The organism is Actinokineospora sp., assembly GCF_052390155.1.
Taxonomy (GTDB): Bacteria; Actinomycetota; Actinomycetes; order Mycobacteriales; family Pseudonocardiaceae; genus Actinokineospora.
Map to the genome: position 1 here is coordinate 1 of NZ_JBQTHF010000051.1, position 12,672 is coordinate 12,672.

At 70.9% G+C, this 12,672-nt stretch carries 16 protein-coding genes; 4 read left to right on the plus strand and 12 right to left on the minus strand.

What is annotated here, in order from left to right; genetic code table 11:
- Positions 1 to 64 precede the first annotated feature (64 nt).
- The 3 genes from ACT4N7_RS17360 to ACT4N7_RS17370 all read right to left on the minus strand — a co-directional run bounded on the left by ACT4N7_RS17360 (position 65) and on the right by ACT4N7_RS17370 (position 2,186).
- A complete protein-coding gene (locus tag ACT4N7_RS17360) occupies positions 65 to 322 on the minus strand; it encodes a hypothetical protein (protein ID WP_444829792.1) in 258 nt (85 codons plus the stop codon).
- 9 nt (positions 323 to 331) lie between these two features.
- Positions 332 to 1,471 (minus strand): N-acetylglucosamine-6-phosphate deacetylase, encoded by a 1,140-nt coding sequence (gene nagA / locus ACT4N7_RS17365; protein WP_444829793.1) that lies wholly within the window; start codon positions 1,469 to 1,471, stop codon positions 332 to 334.
- A 97-nt stretch (positions 1,472 to 1,568) separates the two neighbouring features.
- On the minus strand, positions 1,569 to 2,186 hold the full coding sequence (locus ACT4N7_RS17370) for a SigE family RNA polymerase sigma factor (protein WP_444829908.1): 618 nt from the start codon (positions 2,184 to 2,186) through the stop codon (positions 1,569 to 1,571).
- Positions 2,187 to 2,311: 125 nt separating this feature from the next.
- On the opposite strand from ACT4N7_RS17370, the gene ACT4N7_RS17375 reads away from it, so the two are divergent.
- Complete coding sequence (locus tag ACT4N7_RS17375) at positions 2,312 to 2,593, plus strand: YciI family protein (RefSeq protein WP_444829794.1); 282 nt, start codon at positions 2,312 to 2,314, stop codon at positions 2,591 to 2,593.
- On the opposite strand, the gene ACT4N7_RS17380 is transcribed toward ACT4N7_RS17375, so the two are convergent.
- From ACT4N7_RS17380 to ACT4N7_RS17390, 3 genes are all read right to left on the minus strand, one after another.
- Positions 2,590 to 3,054: a pyridoxamine 5'-phosphate oxidase family protein gene (locus ACT4N7_RS17380; protein WP_444829795.1), complete on the minus strand. Its 465-nt coding sequence runs from the start codon at positions 3,052 to 3,054 to the stop codon at positions 2,590 to 2,592. The two genes, ACT4N7_RS17375 and ACT4N7_RS17380, sit on opposite strands and share 4 nt — an antisense overlap.
- A gap of 30 nt (positions 3,055 to 3,084) precedes the next feature.
- Positions 3,085 to 4,020, minus strand: a complete 936-nt coding sequence (locus ACT4N7_RS17385) for an SDR family oxidoreductase (RefSeq protein WP_444829796.1) — start codon at positions 4,018 to 4,020, stop codon at positions 3,085 to 3,087.
- 75 nt (positions 4,021 to 4,095) lie between these two features.
- Positions 4,096 to 4,380: a DUF427 domain-containing protein gene (locus ACT4N7_RS17390; protein WP_444829797.1), complete on the minus strand. Its 285-nt coding sequence runs from the start codon at positions 4,378 to 4,380 to the stop codon at positions 4,096 to 4,098.
- Positions 4,381 to 4,462: 82 nt separating this feature from the next.
- Here ACT4N7_RS17390 and fbaA point away from each other — a divergent pair, with 82 nt between their 5' ends.
- Complete coding sequence (gene fbaA / locus ACT4N7_RS17395; RefSeq protein WP_444829798.1) at positions 4,463 to 5,497, plus strand: class II fructose-bisphosphate aldolase; 1,035 nt, start codon at positions 4,463 to 4,465, stop codon at positions 5,495 to 5,497.
- A gap of 63 nt (positions 5,498 to 5,560) precedes the next feature.
- On the opposite strand, the gene ACT4N7_RS17400 is transcribed toward fbaA, so the two are convergent.
- The gene (locus tag ACT4N7_RS17400) at positions 5,561 to 6,742 is read right to left on the minus strand and encodes a hypothetical protein (RefSeq protein WP_444829909.1); all 1,182 of its coding nucleotides are present in this window, start codon (positions 6,740 to 6,742) and stop codon (positions 5,561 to 5,563) included.
- A 165-nt stretch (positions 6,743 to 6,907) separates the two neighbouring features.
- Between ACT4N7_RS17400 and ACT4N7_RS17405 the strand changes: the two genes are divergently transcribed.
- A complete protein-coding gene (locus ACT4N7_RS17405) occupies positions 6,908 to 7,318 on the plus strand; it encodes a DUF3151 domain-containing protein (RefSeq protein ID WP_444829799.1) in 411 nt (136 codons plus the stop codon).
- A 46-nt stretch (positions 7,319 to 7,364) separates the two neighbouring features.
- Here the strand turns inward: ACT4N7_RS17405 and ACT4N7_RS17410 are convergent, their stop codons facing one another.
- From ACT4N7_RS17410 to ACT4N7_RS17430, 5 genes are all read right to left on the minus strand, one after another.
- The gene (locus ACT4N7_RS17410) at positions 7,365 to 7,613 is read right to left on the minus strand and encodes a hypothetical protein (RefSeq protein ID WP_444829800.1); all 249 of its coding nucleotides are present in this window, start codon (positions 7,611 to 7,613) and stop codon (positions 7,365 to 7,367) included.
- 38 nt (positions 7,614 to 7,651) lie between these two features.
- On the minus strand, positions 7,652 to 8,290 hold the full coding sequence (locus ACT4N7_RS17415) for an HNH endonuclease family protein (protein WP_444829801.1): 639 nt from the start codon (positions 8,288 to 8,290) through the stop codon (positions 7,652 to 7,654).
- A gap of 208 nt (positions 8,291 to 8,498) precedes the next feature.
- Positions 8,499 to 9,092, minus strand: a complete 594-nt coding sequence (locus ACT4N7_RS17420) for an HNH endonuclease family protein (protein WP_444829910.1) — start codon at positions 9,090 to 9,092, stop codon at positions 8,499 to 8,501.
- Positions 9,093 to 9,238: 146 nt separating this feature from the next.
- On the minus strand, positions 9,239 to 10,102 hold the full coding sequence (locus ACT4N7_RS17425) for a hypothetical protein (protein WP_444829802.1): 864 nt from the start codon (positions 10,100 to 10,102) through the stop codon (positions 9,239 to 9,241).
- 135 nt (positions 10,103 to 10,237) lie between these two features.
- Complete coding sequence (locus ACT4N7_RS17430) at positions 10,238 to 10,918, minus strand: hypothetical protein (protein ID WP_444829803.1); 681 nt, start codon at positions 10,916 to 10,918, stop codon at positions 10,238 to 10,240.
- A gap of 99 nt (positions 10,919 to 11,017) precedes the next feature.
- Between ACT4N7_RS17430 and ACT4N7_RS17435 the strand changes: the two genes are divergently transcribed.
- Positions 11,018 to 12,304 carry an adenylosuccinate synthase gene (locus ACT4N7_RS17435; protein ID WP_444829804.1) on the plus strand — a complete coding sequence of 429 codons (1,287 nt, stop codon included), beginning with the start codon at positions 11,018 to 11,020 and terminating at the stop codon, positions 12,302 to 12,304.
- Positions 12,305 to 12,672 lie beyond the last annotated feature (368 nt).

Consider the following 12,672-nt stretch of genomic DNA (forward strand, 5'->3'; position numbering starts at 1 on the left):
AACCAACAACACATATCCCACAATAAAATTTTTTTTGATCATCTTAACGGCCCCCCCAACGACACTAGAGCAGCGTCAACAGACCGACCAGCGACCCCGCGGCCAGCCCCAACAACACCGCCAGCACCAAGATCCACCACGCCCGCGGCGGCTGGGTGACGTCGAAGCGGGTCGTCGCCGGGGCCGTCAGGGGCAGGTCGCTGCCCGACAGCAGGCCGTACCCGCTGACCGGCGCCGTCATCGCGTCCAGCGGCGCCGGGGCCCGGGCCGCCTGGGCCCGCAGCGCCTCGGTGAGCAGCCGCTCCGGGTCGGCGTCGGTCATGGGCCGAAGTTAACCCACCCAGTCCCCGCGGCGCAGCACGGCGGTGGTGTGCAGGGTGTCGTCCAGCAGCACGACGTCGGCGGCCAGGCCCTTCGCGAGCCTGCCGGTGGACTCGGCGAGGCCGAGCAGCGCCGCGGGCAGGGTCGACGTCGCGGCGACAGCCTCGGGCACGCTCAAGCCGCAGCCGTGCACCAGGTTGCGGAACGCCGCGTCCATGGTCAGCGTGCTGCCCGCGAGCGACGTGCCGCCCGCCAGCGTGGGCACGCCGCCGCGGACGACGACCGGTAAGCCGCCGATCTGGTAGCTGCCGTCGCCGACGCCCGCGGCCGCGATGGCGTCGGTCACCAGCACCGTCCGGCCCAGGCCGGCGTGCCGGGCGGCGAGCCGCACGATGGTGGGGCGCAGGTGGACCAGGTCGCAGATCAGCTCGACGGTCACCCGCTCGTCGTCGAGCAGCGCGCCGATCGGGCCGGGCTCGCGGTGGTGCAGCGGGCGCATGCCGTTGAACAGGTGGGTCGCCACCGTCGCGCCGGCGGCGACGGCAGGCATGACCTGCGCTTCCGTGGCGTCGGTGTGGCCGATGGCCGCGATGGCGCCCTCGTCGACCAACTGGTGCACGGCGCGCACGGAGCCTTCCAGTTCCGGTGCCAGCGTCACCATCCGCACCGCGCCCCGGCCCGCGTCGAGCAGCGCGGCCACCGCGGCGCGGTCCGGCGGTTGCAGGACGGCCGGGTCGTGCGCCCCGCAGCGGGCCGCGGACAGGAACGGGCCCTCCAGGTGCACGCCCGCCAGCAGACCGTCCTCGACCAGCTCCCGCAGCCGGGCGACCTGCTCGACCAGTTCGGGCACGGGCCGCGAGACCAGACTGGCCAGCATCGTCGTGGTGCCGTGCCGGGCGTGCGTGGCGACCGCGTTGCGCACCCGGTCCGGGTCGGCGCTGGTGAACGGGTCGCCGCCGCCGCCGTGGCAGTGGATGTCGACGAACCCCGGCACCACCCAGGCCCCCGCCGCGTCGACGGTCTCGTCGGCCCTGGGCGCCTCGCCCGTGCCGAGCGCGCCGATGTAGCCGTCCTCGACCAGCAGCCAGCCGTCGGTCAGCACGCCGTCGGGGGTGACGAGCCTGCCACCTGAGATGAGCCGTCCTGCCATGCGTCCTCCGAGCATCCGTGCACGCGGTCAGTGCACAGTGGCAGTCTATTGGTCTATACCGCAATGGTCTAAACCAACATCGCCCGGCGGAGAGTGGCTACGGGGTGTTCATGATCTTCTGCAGCGCTTCGAGGGCACGGCTCGCGGTCGACTTCACCGTGCCCTTGGAGATCCCGGCCGCCTCGGCGATCTCGGCCTCGGTGAGGTTGCCGTAGTAGCGCAGCACCAGCACTTCGCGCTGCCGGGGCGGAAGCTGCGACAGCGCCCGCACCACGCCCTGGTGCTCGGCGGTGAGCATCGCCAGGCTCTCCGCCGACCGCGCGTTGACCGCGTGCGGCGGCGTGTACTCGCGGGCGGTCTTGCGCCTGCGCAGCACGCTGCGGGAGCCGTTGACCACGGCGGTGCGCAGATACCCGACGGCCGCGGCGGCGTCGCGCAGGTTGCCCCAGTGCCGGTGCAGCCCGGCGAACGCCTCCTGCACGACGTCCTCGGCGGTGGCGGGCTCGTCGACCAGCAGCAGCGCGAGCCGGATCAGCCGCATCCGGTGCGTTCGGTAGAGGTCCTCCAGCGTCAGCGGCGCCTCGGGCTGCGGCGGCGGCGCGCTCTTGAGGTCGATCACCCGCAGCCGGGTGAGCGTCTGCTCGACGCTGCGCTCGGCATTGCCCTCGACTGAGCCCTCCGGGGACGCGACGACCGGCTCCGGCGAGTCGCCCAGAGTGCCGCGCACCGGAGGATAGTCACCTGGTTGCACACCATCCCCTGCCACGTGCAAACCGTACCGGGCGAGGGGATGGAACACACTGTCCGACAGGCGCGAATGCCTGCTGGGATCATGGGCGCATGACGTGGTTCACCGTGGACACCCTGTACATCGCCGACCGCGACCGGCTGGCGGCTGTCCGCCCGGCCCACCGCGACTACCTGCGCGGGCTCGCCGACACGGGGCAGGTGCTCGCGGGCGGGCCGTGGGCAGACGGCACGGGCGGGTTCTTCGTGGTCAAGGTCGCCGACCGGGCCGAGTTGGACGCCATCCTCGCCGTCGACCCGTACACCACCGAGGGCATCGCGGCCGAGCGCACGGTCCGCGAGTGGACCATCGGGATCGGCCCCTGGGCGGCCTAGTAAGTGCCGCCGAGCTTGCGGTGGTCCCAGGACACGACCTTGGTCGGCGTGAACACCACGCCCACCCGCTTCTCGGCCTGCACCCGGACGAACTGCGACGCGGCGGCGGCGACCTCCGCGCTGCCGGTGTAGCGCTCGGTCAGGGCGCTGCCGATGGCGGCGACCCGCTCGGTGTCCTCGGTGAGTGCCACGTCGCATTCCAGGGACACCCCGCGCAGCGTCTCGTAGGAGTCGCCTGCCTCGATCAGCACGGTGGCCTGCGGGAGGCGCCGCAGGTTGGCCACCTTCTGCGACGTCGCGTAGGTCCAGGTGCTCAGGCCGTCGCCCTCGGGGATGTACCAGACGGGGATCAGGTGCGGGCGCCCGTTCGGGCCGATGGTGGCCACGTTCGCCACCCGCTCGGCGGCCAGGAAGTCCAGGACTTCCCCGGGGGTCAGCTTGATCTGGTCCCGTCGCGACATTCGTGTCTCCCTCGCCTGGTTGCGCCCGAGTTATAGCGCAGTGCCGCGCGGGCGCATGGCCGCCTCGCCGCCCGCGCCGACCGGGCGGGAGGACACCTCGGCGCCGCGGGCGGCGATGTCGGCGAGCGCGGCCTTGTCCGCCTTGGCGATCGCGTTGCCTGCCAGCCTGCCGCCCAGTTCGATCACCGGCGGGAGGAACGAGCGGACCAGCTTCAGCGCGCCGACCCAGCCGGGCACGTGCACGGTGCGGTCACGGCGCAGGATGCCCAGTTCCAGCGCGTCGAAGGCGACCGGCACGGGGTACGTCTTGCCGAGCGGGCCGGGCATCGAGGCGCGCAGCGGGCCGAACACCGGGTGCTTGTCGGCGCCGTTCACCAGGTCGGTCGCGATCCACGTCGGGTGCGCCACGCCGACCCGCACGCCCAGGTGCCGCACCTCGGCCCGCAGGCAGTTGGCGAACGCCTCGACGCCCGCCTTCGCCGCCGCGTACGCCGCCATCCCCGGCGCATGCGTGATCGCGGCGAGCGAGGAGATCACCAGGACGTAGCCCCTGCGCTCGACGACCTGCGGCAGCGTGACCCGCACGGTGCGCCACACGCCGAGCAGGTCGACCTCGATGGTGCGCTCGAAGGCGGCCGGGTCGATCGACCGGACGAACCCCGCGGCGGCGATGCCCGCGTTGGCCACCACGATGTCGATCCCGCCGAACCGCTCGACCACCCCGGCGGCGGCGGTCTCCAGCGCCACCCAGTCGGTGACGTCGGCCTCGAACACGGCGGCGTCGGGCCCGCACTCGGCGGCGACCTTCTTCAGCTCGTCCGGTTCCAGCCCGACGAGCGCGACCTTGGCGCCGCGCGCGGCGAACCGCTTGGCCAGCCCAGCGCCGAAACCGCGGGCGGCGCCGGTGATCAGGATGACCTTGCCCTCGACGCTGCGCTTGCGGGCCAGCAGGTTCGTCACGCCCATCGGGTGCCTCCTAGAACGGGTCCGGTCCGGGCACCGTACCGCAACTTACCGCCGGTAAGCTACCGCGAGTAGTTTCTACCCCGTCACCACCACGCCGCGCCAGAAGGCCAGGTGCCCCTTGATCTCGGCCGCCTCGTCCTTGGGCGTCGGGTAGTACCACGCGGCGTCGACGTTGTCCTTGCCGTCGACGTGCAGGGTGTAGTAGCTCGCGGTGCCCTTCCACGGGCACACGCTCGTGGTCTCCGACGGCCGGAGCAGGTGCTGGTGCACGGACTCCGCCGGGAAGTAGTGGTTGCCCTCGATGATCTTGGTGTCGCTGCTCTCGGCGATGATCTCGCCGTTCCATGTCGCTGTCGCCATGGGCACCAGTCTGCCCGCGCCGCGGTGCCGCTGCTCGTAGGATGCGCCAGAACGGCGAAAGCCACCCCGAGGAGGACCACCGATGCCCATCGCCACACCCGAGGTCTACGCGGAGATGCTGGACCGGGCCAAGGCGAACGAGTTCGCTTATCCGGCCATCAACGTCACCTCGTCGGAGACCCTGAACGCCGCGCTGCGCGGGTTCGCCGAAGCCGAGAGCGACGGCATCGTCCAGGTGTCGACCGGCGGCTCGGAGTTCGCCTCCGGGACCAAGGTCAAGGACATGGTCACGGGTTCGGTCGCGCTGGCGGAGTTCGCGCACATCGTCGCGGAGAAGTACCCGGTGAACATCGCCCTGCACACCGACCACTGCCCCAAGGACAAGCTCGACGGCTTCGTCCGCCCGCTGATCGCGATCAGCCAGGAGCGGGTCGCCGCGGGTGCCAACCCGCTGTTCCAGTCGCACATGTGGGACGGCTCGGCGATCGGGCTGGCGGAGAACCTGCAGATCGCCGCCGAGCTGCTGGAGAAGGCCGCCAAGGCGAACATCGTGCTGGAGATCGAGGTCGGCGTGGTCGGCGGCGAGGAAGACGGCGTCGCCAACGAGATCAACGAGAAGCTCTACACCTCCGCCGACGACTACCTCAAGACCGTCGAGGCGCTGGGCACCGGCGAGAAGGGCCGCTACCTGCTGGCCGCGACCTTCGGCAACGTGCACGGCGTCTACAAGCCGGGCAACGTCAAGCTGCGCCCGGAGATCCTCAAGCAGGGCCAGGAGGTCGTCGCGGCGCAGCTCGGGCTGGCGGCGGGCGCGAAGCCGTTCGACCTGGTCTTCCACGGCGGCTCCGGCTCGCTGCTGGAGGAGATCCACGAGGCGCTGACCTACGGCGTGATCAAGATGAACATCGACACCGACACCCAGTACGCGTTCACCCGGCCGGTCGCGGCGCACATGTTCGCCAACTACGACGGCGTGCTCAAGATCGACGGCGAGGTCGGCAACAAGAAGGTCTACGACCCGCGCAGCTACCTCAAGGCCGCCGAGCAGGCGATGGCCGCGCGGATCACCCAGGCGTGCGAGCACCTCAAGTCCGCGGGCCGCATGATCGCGGGCTGACAAACCCCCGATACCCGACGAGGGCCGTCCCGGCAGCCGGGACGGCCCTCGTCGGATGTCGGCTCAGGCGGGCAGGCGGGTGGAATCCGCCTCGGCGGCCTGCCGCCGGGCGAACCACCCGGCGATCGGCTTGCCGGTCCACCACAGCACCGCGAGCAGCGCGAACGTGATCGGCGCCGACCACCAGGCCACCGGCGGCGCCTCGATCAGCCAGCCCTGCAGGTACAGCGCGACGTGGCCGAGCAGGCAGACCACGGCGGCGCCCGCCACGGCGTCCATCAGGTGCGGCAACCGCATCCGGCGCACCATGTCGACCGCGATGCCGACGAACACCAGGTAGAACGGCACCGTCGACGGCGGGAAGTCGGCCACCACGAGCAGCGGCCAGATCACCGCGCGGTAGGCGACGTACACCCCGGCGACGGCGGTCGCCGCCCAGGTGCGGTCGATGGTCTTGCCCGCCACCGCGAGCACCAGCGCGGCTACTCCGATGCCCCACATCGGGTACACCCAGTCGGGGATCGGCAGCGCGAATTGCTTGATCGCCTCGAAGTCGACCGGGCGGCCGATCTGCGCGGCGGCGAACTCCAGCAGGCTGCGCTCGGCGTAACAGGTGTCGATGTTGAGCACGCCGTTGGGCAGGCAGGACGACATCTCCAGCACGCCGTACTCCTGCTGGCCGTTGGGGAACAGGGTGTTCTCCAGGAAGAACACCCACAGCCCGCCCAGCACCCAGGGCCGCGCCCGCCCGGTCGGGCCCGCGACGAGCCAGCCGTCGATGAGCCCGGCGATCATCAGCGCGGTGCCGAGGTAGAGCAGGCCGTGTGACGCGCTCCACGCGGTCAGGTCGAGCCCGTTGACCCGGTGGTTGATCACATCCAGCGGCGCGGCCACCAGGAAGATCGCCAACCCGATTTGGAGCAGTCGCTGTGAGCGTTTGCTCGCCGCCATCCCGGTGAACGTGTGGATAGCGACCAGGACCACCGCGATACCCGTGCCGACACTGTTGATCAAATGCGGTGCGGCGAGATCGTCGCGCTGGAACTTGAAATGCCACGATTCGTCCCAAGAGGACCCGAGCATCTTGAACAGCAGCGCGAGCAGCCAGGTCCGGTAGGCGAAGTGCCAGACCCAGTCGGGTGTCTGCCTGCCCGCGGCCCCACGCGTCCAATGCAGACCGAAGAAATCCTTGAACTGCCCGATCGGCCCCTTGAGCGCCGGGTCGTCGTTGTGTGCCTTCCCCATGTTCACCTGGACATCATGGCGCCGGAGAGCTGAGAACGGGAAGGGGGCCCCACCCCAATGGGGTGAATTGGAAATCTTCGATCACCCGTGCGCGGCCACGCGATCACACAGGGCGAGATCGACGCGCCGCGCCGCGCGGATTCGCCCGTGGGGCAGGATGACCGCATGCACGGCAACCTGCTCGGACCTGAACCCACCCGGCTCCCCGACCGCGCCGAGCCGCAGGGCGCGCTCGACAGCGGAACCGACCCGGCCGAGGTGGCCGCGTCGTGGCCCGACTTCAGCGAAGCGTGGGCGGCGCTCGCCGAACGCGCGCTGGCGGCCGACGACGCCGTCACCGCCTACGCCTACGCCCGCACCGGTTACCACCGCGGCCTCGACCAGCTCCGCCGCGCGGGCTGGAAGGGCTTCGGCCCCGTGCCGTGGTCGCACCGGCCGAACCAGGGATTCCTGCGCGCGCTGGCCGCCCTGGCACTCGCCGCCGGGGCGATCGGCGAGACCGCGGAGCACGAGCGCTGCTCGACCTTCCTCGCCGACTCCGACCCGGCCGCGCCCGCCGCCCTCGGCCTGGCCTGACCGCGCGGGGTGGCGTGTCCTTCGGGCGGCGCCACCCCGGCGCGGGTCAGCCGGACGGTCGGTTGAGCACCCCCACCAGCAGCGAGTGCACGGCGGCGTGGTCGGCGTCGTCGACCAGCTTGCACTGGCCGCCGCGCAGCCGGTACCACTCGTCGGCGCCCGCGTAGCGCACCTTGGCGGTCACCACACCGTCCCCGCTGCTCACCGTGCGCAGCTCCAGGTCCCCGGTGACCACGCCGACGTCCTCGGTCATCACCCCGGGCCCCGCGCTGAACGGGGACGAGTACTCCGACATCCGCTGCTCCTTCCGCCGTGTCCGCCGATCCTGCCCGGTCAGCAGGCGGCGAGCAGATCCTGCAGTGCCGCCTGCTCCGCGGCGTTCACGCTCAGCGACCAAGTGTGCTTCACGTGCGTGTAGGCGCGCGCGTATTCGCACGCGTGCGCGGCCAGCGGCGGCGTCCAGGTGGCGGGCGTCTGGTCGCCCTTGGACTGGTTGACGTTGTCGGTCACCGCCCAGAGCTGCGGGCTGTCCAGGTCGTTGGCGAACGCCTCGCGCCGGTCGGTGGTCCAGCCCGCGGCGCCCGAGCGCCACGCTGCGGCCAGGGGCACCATGTGATCGATGTCGACATCGCTCGCGGCCGTCCAGGTCTCGCCGTCGTACGGGCTGTACCAGCTTCCCGACGTCGCCGCGCAGTCCGAGCCGACCTCGACGTCGTCGCCGTCGCGCTGGAGGACCGTCTCCCGGGTGTTGCACGAGCCCTGCACGGTGCTCCAGTGCGGGAACTTCTCCCGCGAGTAGCCGGTCATCGGCCCGTCCGGTGCGACGGTCAGTCCCGCCAGCTCGGCCGACGCGGTCGCGGCGTCCGGGATGTTCGGCGGTGTCGCGCTCGCCGTCCCGGTGAACCCGGTCAAGGCACCCGCGGTCAGTACTAACGACGCGCCCAGAGCGCGCAGTTTCCCCGACGAAAACATGCCACCTCCCTGTCGTGTGGTGGGTGAAGTGCCCACGACGATGGTCGACGGACCTGACGAACGCAACACCTCTGGGTGACATACGAACGACGGAAGGTGAACACGGAGAGAGTCGGAACTATCGTCGCGCGGCCGATCTGCGCAACCGTTCCCGCAGCTGCGAAACGGCCCCGGGGACGGTGTCCCCGGGGCCGCGGCACGCCAGTTGTCAGCAGCGGTCGAGCATGGTCAGCACGGCCGACTTCTCCGCCGAGTTCACGCTCAGCGCGTACTTGTACTTCACCCGCGTCCACATCTTGGCGTAGGTGCACCAGTACGAGGTCACCGGCGGCTTCCAGGTCGCGGGCGTCTGGTCGCCCTTGGACTGGTTGACGTTGTCGGTGACCGCGATGAGCTGCGGGCTGCTCAGGTCGTTGGCGAACTGCTGGCGCTTGGTCGTGGTCCACGACGCCGCGCCGGAGCGCCACGCCGCGGCCAGCGGCACCACGTGGTCGATGTCCACATCGGACGCCGCGAACCAGGTCGCGCCGTCGTAGGGACTGAACCAGCGACCCGAGGTGGCCGCGCAGGAGGAGTCGGTCACGACCCCACTCCCGTCCCGCTTCAACACCGTCTCCCGCGTGTTGCACGACCCGGAGACCGTGCTCCAGTGCGGGAACTTGTCCCGCGAGTACCCGGACATGGAGCCGTCCGCCGCGACCCGCAGGGCGGCCAGTTCCGCGCGTGCGGTGGCCTCGCTGGGGATGCCGGGCGGCGTCGCGCTCGCGGCGGTCGCGAGACCGGCCGCGAGCACGACGGACATGAGTAACGAGCCGAGCAGGGTTCGCGTCTTCGACATGGTTCCTCCGTGGCGTGGGTGCACACAACCGTGTCGGTGTCACATGGCAGGTGTAATACCTATGGGTGACACACTGACGACCTACTGTAAAAGATCTAGCGCACTCAGCGTTAGACCGGGCAGGGCGGCCGGTTCCCCGCGTCCGGGTCCGGCCAGTAGCCGAACCGCGGGTGCGACGGGCTGATCAACCCGGCCGTGCAGCCGCGCGAGCGGATCTCGGCGTCCGAGTAGCCCACCCCGGTCTTGAGTCCCGCGATGTTGCGGAGCTGCACCACGGGGTCGTTGAAGTACACCGTCGCCCGGCCCTTCGGCTGCACGCACCACGACGGCACGAACGACCAGATCCCGAACGATCCGCCCGGCCGCGGCGCGCTGATCAGCGCGATCGCGCCGTCCTTGGTGATGTACCGGTACGTCACACTGTTCAGGTCCAGGTTGGTGACCCGCTGCGCGGGGTCGACCACGTCGGGCGCGGTGTCCCGGCGGGTGTAGTTCAGCGACGGCACGCACTCGGGGTGCGGCACCAGCGACACGCCGGTGCCGAACACGATCCGGCGCCAGCCCGCCCGGCCGTCCACGGTCACCTTGCGCAGCGACTCGAACGGGGCGTTGATCGCGCCCACCCAGTCGCGCCAGCGGTCGCCGTCGGTGCCGCAGCGCTCCGGCACGCCGTCGAGCCCGCCCGCCTTGCTCGCCCTGGTCAAGTTCTCCCGCAGCACCCAGCCGACCGGTGTGGCCATCACGCGCCCGCTCGTCACCTGGATGCGCACCCACGAGCCGCAGTGCCCGGTGAGGTTGACCCGGTCGCCCGCGTTCGCGTTCGCCAGCACCAGCCTGCCCGGGTACTCGCGCACCGTGGCGCGGTCGCTGGAGATGGTGTCCGTGGTGGCGGCCTGCCCAGTCGGCACCACCACCAATCCCACGGCCACGGCGGCGAGTAGCCCCACCGCCCACTTGATCCGAGTTCGTGCCATCGAGCCACCTCCGCTGTCGTTGCCCCGTCGGCGACAAGTAGTGCGTATATCCACCGATTCCGGGAACGACGTTGCGCGCACGGTCAACGACAGTGCACGCCGGGTCACAGCAAGCCGGGGCACAGCACTGTCGAGTTACAGCAGCCCGCGGGCCACCCGCAGATCCGCGGTGTGTCGGTACCAGGTCCACTTCGCCACGTTGCTGGGCACGCCGTCGCGCACCAGAGCCGTCTGCAGGCAGCCGATCTGGAACGCGCGGCCGTGGAAGGCGGCCACCCGCTTGCCGAGCAGACCCGTGCGCACCACCCGCGCCACCAGCCCCGCGCCGCCGTCCGGGTCCGGCGTGACCTCGATCCGCTTCGCCCGCCCGCGCAGCGCGGTCGCGTCGTCGCAGTAGGCCACCCCCTGCGGCTGCTCGATCACGCCGAGGCCGACGAGCACGCCGCCCGCGTCGTCGCGGATCAGCGGGAACGGGTCGATCTCGCCCGCCACCGCGACCTCGGCGAGCCGCCCCGGGTCGGTCGGCAGGCCCCACAGCTCCGGGATGGCCGAGCGACCCGGGTCCACCGGCAGGTACCCGACCGGGATGTCGGCGAGCCGCTCGGTCCGCATCAGCCGCAGCACCACCGCCGCCAGGTCCGCGTCGGTGCCGTACACCACGACCCGGCGGCCATCGACCGTCTGGAGCAACGGGTCCACCGCCGTTCGGTCGGGGGTGGCGGGCAGCTCCCGCCACTCCAGGTCGTCACGGTCCGTGAGCGTGGCCGGGCGTCCGGCGGCGCCCGCGTTTCCGCAGGCCAGCACGAGTGCGCTCACTCAGGTCTCCTGGTCTAGTCTCGGTCACCGGCATTCACCCGCGGGCAGCCCGGGTTCGGGTGTCCACAGGTTGTCCACTCCCAATACCTGGAGTTTCACATGCCGGCAATCGTGCTGATCGGCGCCCAGTGGGGCGACGAGGGCAAGGGGAAAGCCACCGACCTGCTCGGCGAGCGGGTGGACTGGGTGGTGCGGTACCAGGGCGGGAACAACGCGGGGCACACCGTGGTGCTGCCCGACGGCCAGGACTTCGCCCTGCACCTGATCCCGTCGGGCATCCTCACCCCTGGCATCAACAACGTCATCGGCAACGGCGTCGTGGTCGACCCGACCGTCCTGCTCAAGGAACTCGCGGGCCTCGACGCCCGCGGCGTCGACACCTCCCGCCTGCTCATCTCCGCCGACGCGCACTTGATCATGCCCTACCACGTGGCGATCGATAAGGTCACCGAGCGTTACCTCGGCAAGGCCAAGATCGGTACCACCGGCCGCGGCATCGGCCCGGCGTACCAGGACAAGGTCGCCCGCGTCGGCGTGCGCGTGCAGGATCTGCTGGACGAGAAGATCCTGCGGCAGAAGGTCGAGGCCGCGCTCGACATCAAGAACCAGATGCTGGTCAAAATCTACAACCGCAACGCGCTCGACCCGGAGCAGGTCGTCGACGAGGTCCTGGCCTGCGGCGAGCAGTTCGCCCACCGCATCGCCGACACCCGGCTGCTGCTCAACCAGGCGCTGGAGCGCGGCGAGACCGTGCTGCTGGAGGGCTCCCAGGGCACCCTGCTCGACGTCGACCACGGCACCTACCCGTTCGTCACCTCGTCCAACCCGACCTCGGGCGGCGCGGCGGCGGGCTCGGGCATCGGGCCCACCCGGATCACCACGGTGATCGGCATCCTCAAGGCGTACACCACCCGCGTCGGCTCCGGCCCATTCCCCACCGAGCTGAACGACGAGATGGGCGAGCGCCTGCGCAAGGTCGGCGGCGAGATCGGTGTCACGACAAAACGCCTACGCCGCACCGGCTGGTTCGACGCCGTGATCGCCCGCTACGCCAGCCGCGTCAACGGAATCACCGACTACTTCCTCACCAAACTCGACGTGCTGTCCGGCCTGGCCACCGTCCCGATCTGCGTGGCCTACGAAGTAGACGGCCGCCGAGTCGACGACATGCCGATGACCCAGACCGACGTACACCACGCCGTGCCGGTGTACGAGGAGATGCCGGGCTGGTGGGAGGACATCAGCCAATGCCGCTCCTTCGACGACCTTCCCGTGGCGGCGCGCGCGTATGTGGAGCGGATCGAGGAACTCTCCGGCGCCCGCGTCTCCGCAGTCGGCGTCGGCCCCGGCCGCGACCAGACGATCGTCCGCCACCAACTGGCCTGAGCCCCCGCCGGCCCGCGAACTATCCACATGCCGCCAACTCATCCACAGAATTTCGCCCCACCCCCACCCACCCCCTCAGACCGATAGACTGGAGCAGGGCAGTCCCCCCGAGGTGGGTGGGGGTTTGTCCTGCTGGGGCGGGGAATGGCGAAGTCGATCACCCCTGGATCCTCGTGACGGCGTGTGGTGCGGCGTTCGCTGATGTCGATCGCGGCAGCGGGTGGGTGCCACCCGACCAACCCACCCGTTCGTAACCCTGAACACCACACCGACTTGCCGGGACCCACTGAGGTGGGCGGGCCTGGGCGGTGGGGCAGGGAGAAGTCAACGTGTGGGTGGGTTCGGGCACGGGTGTGCCGGTGGTGGCG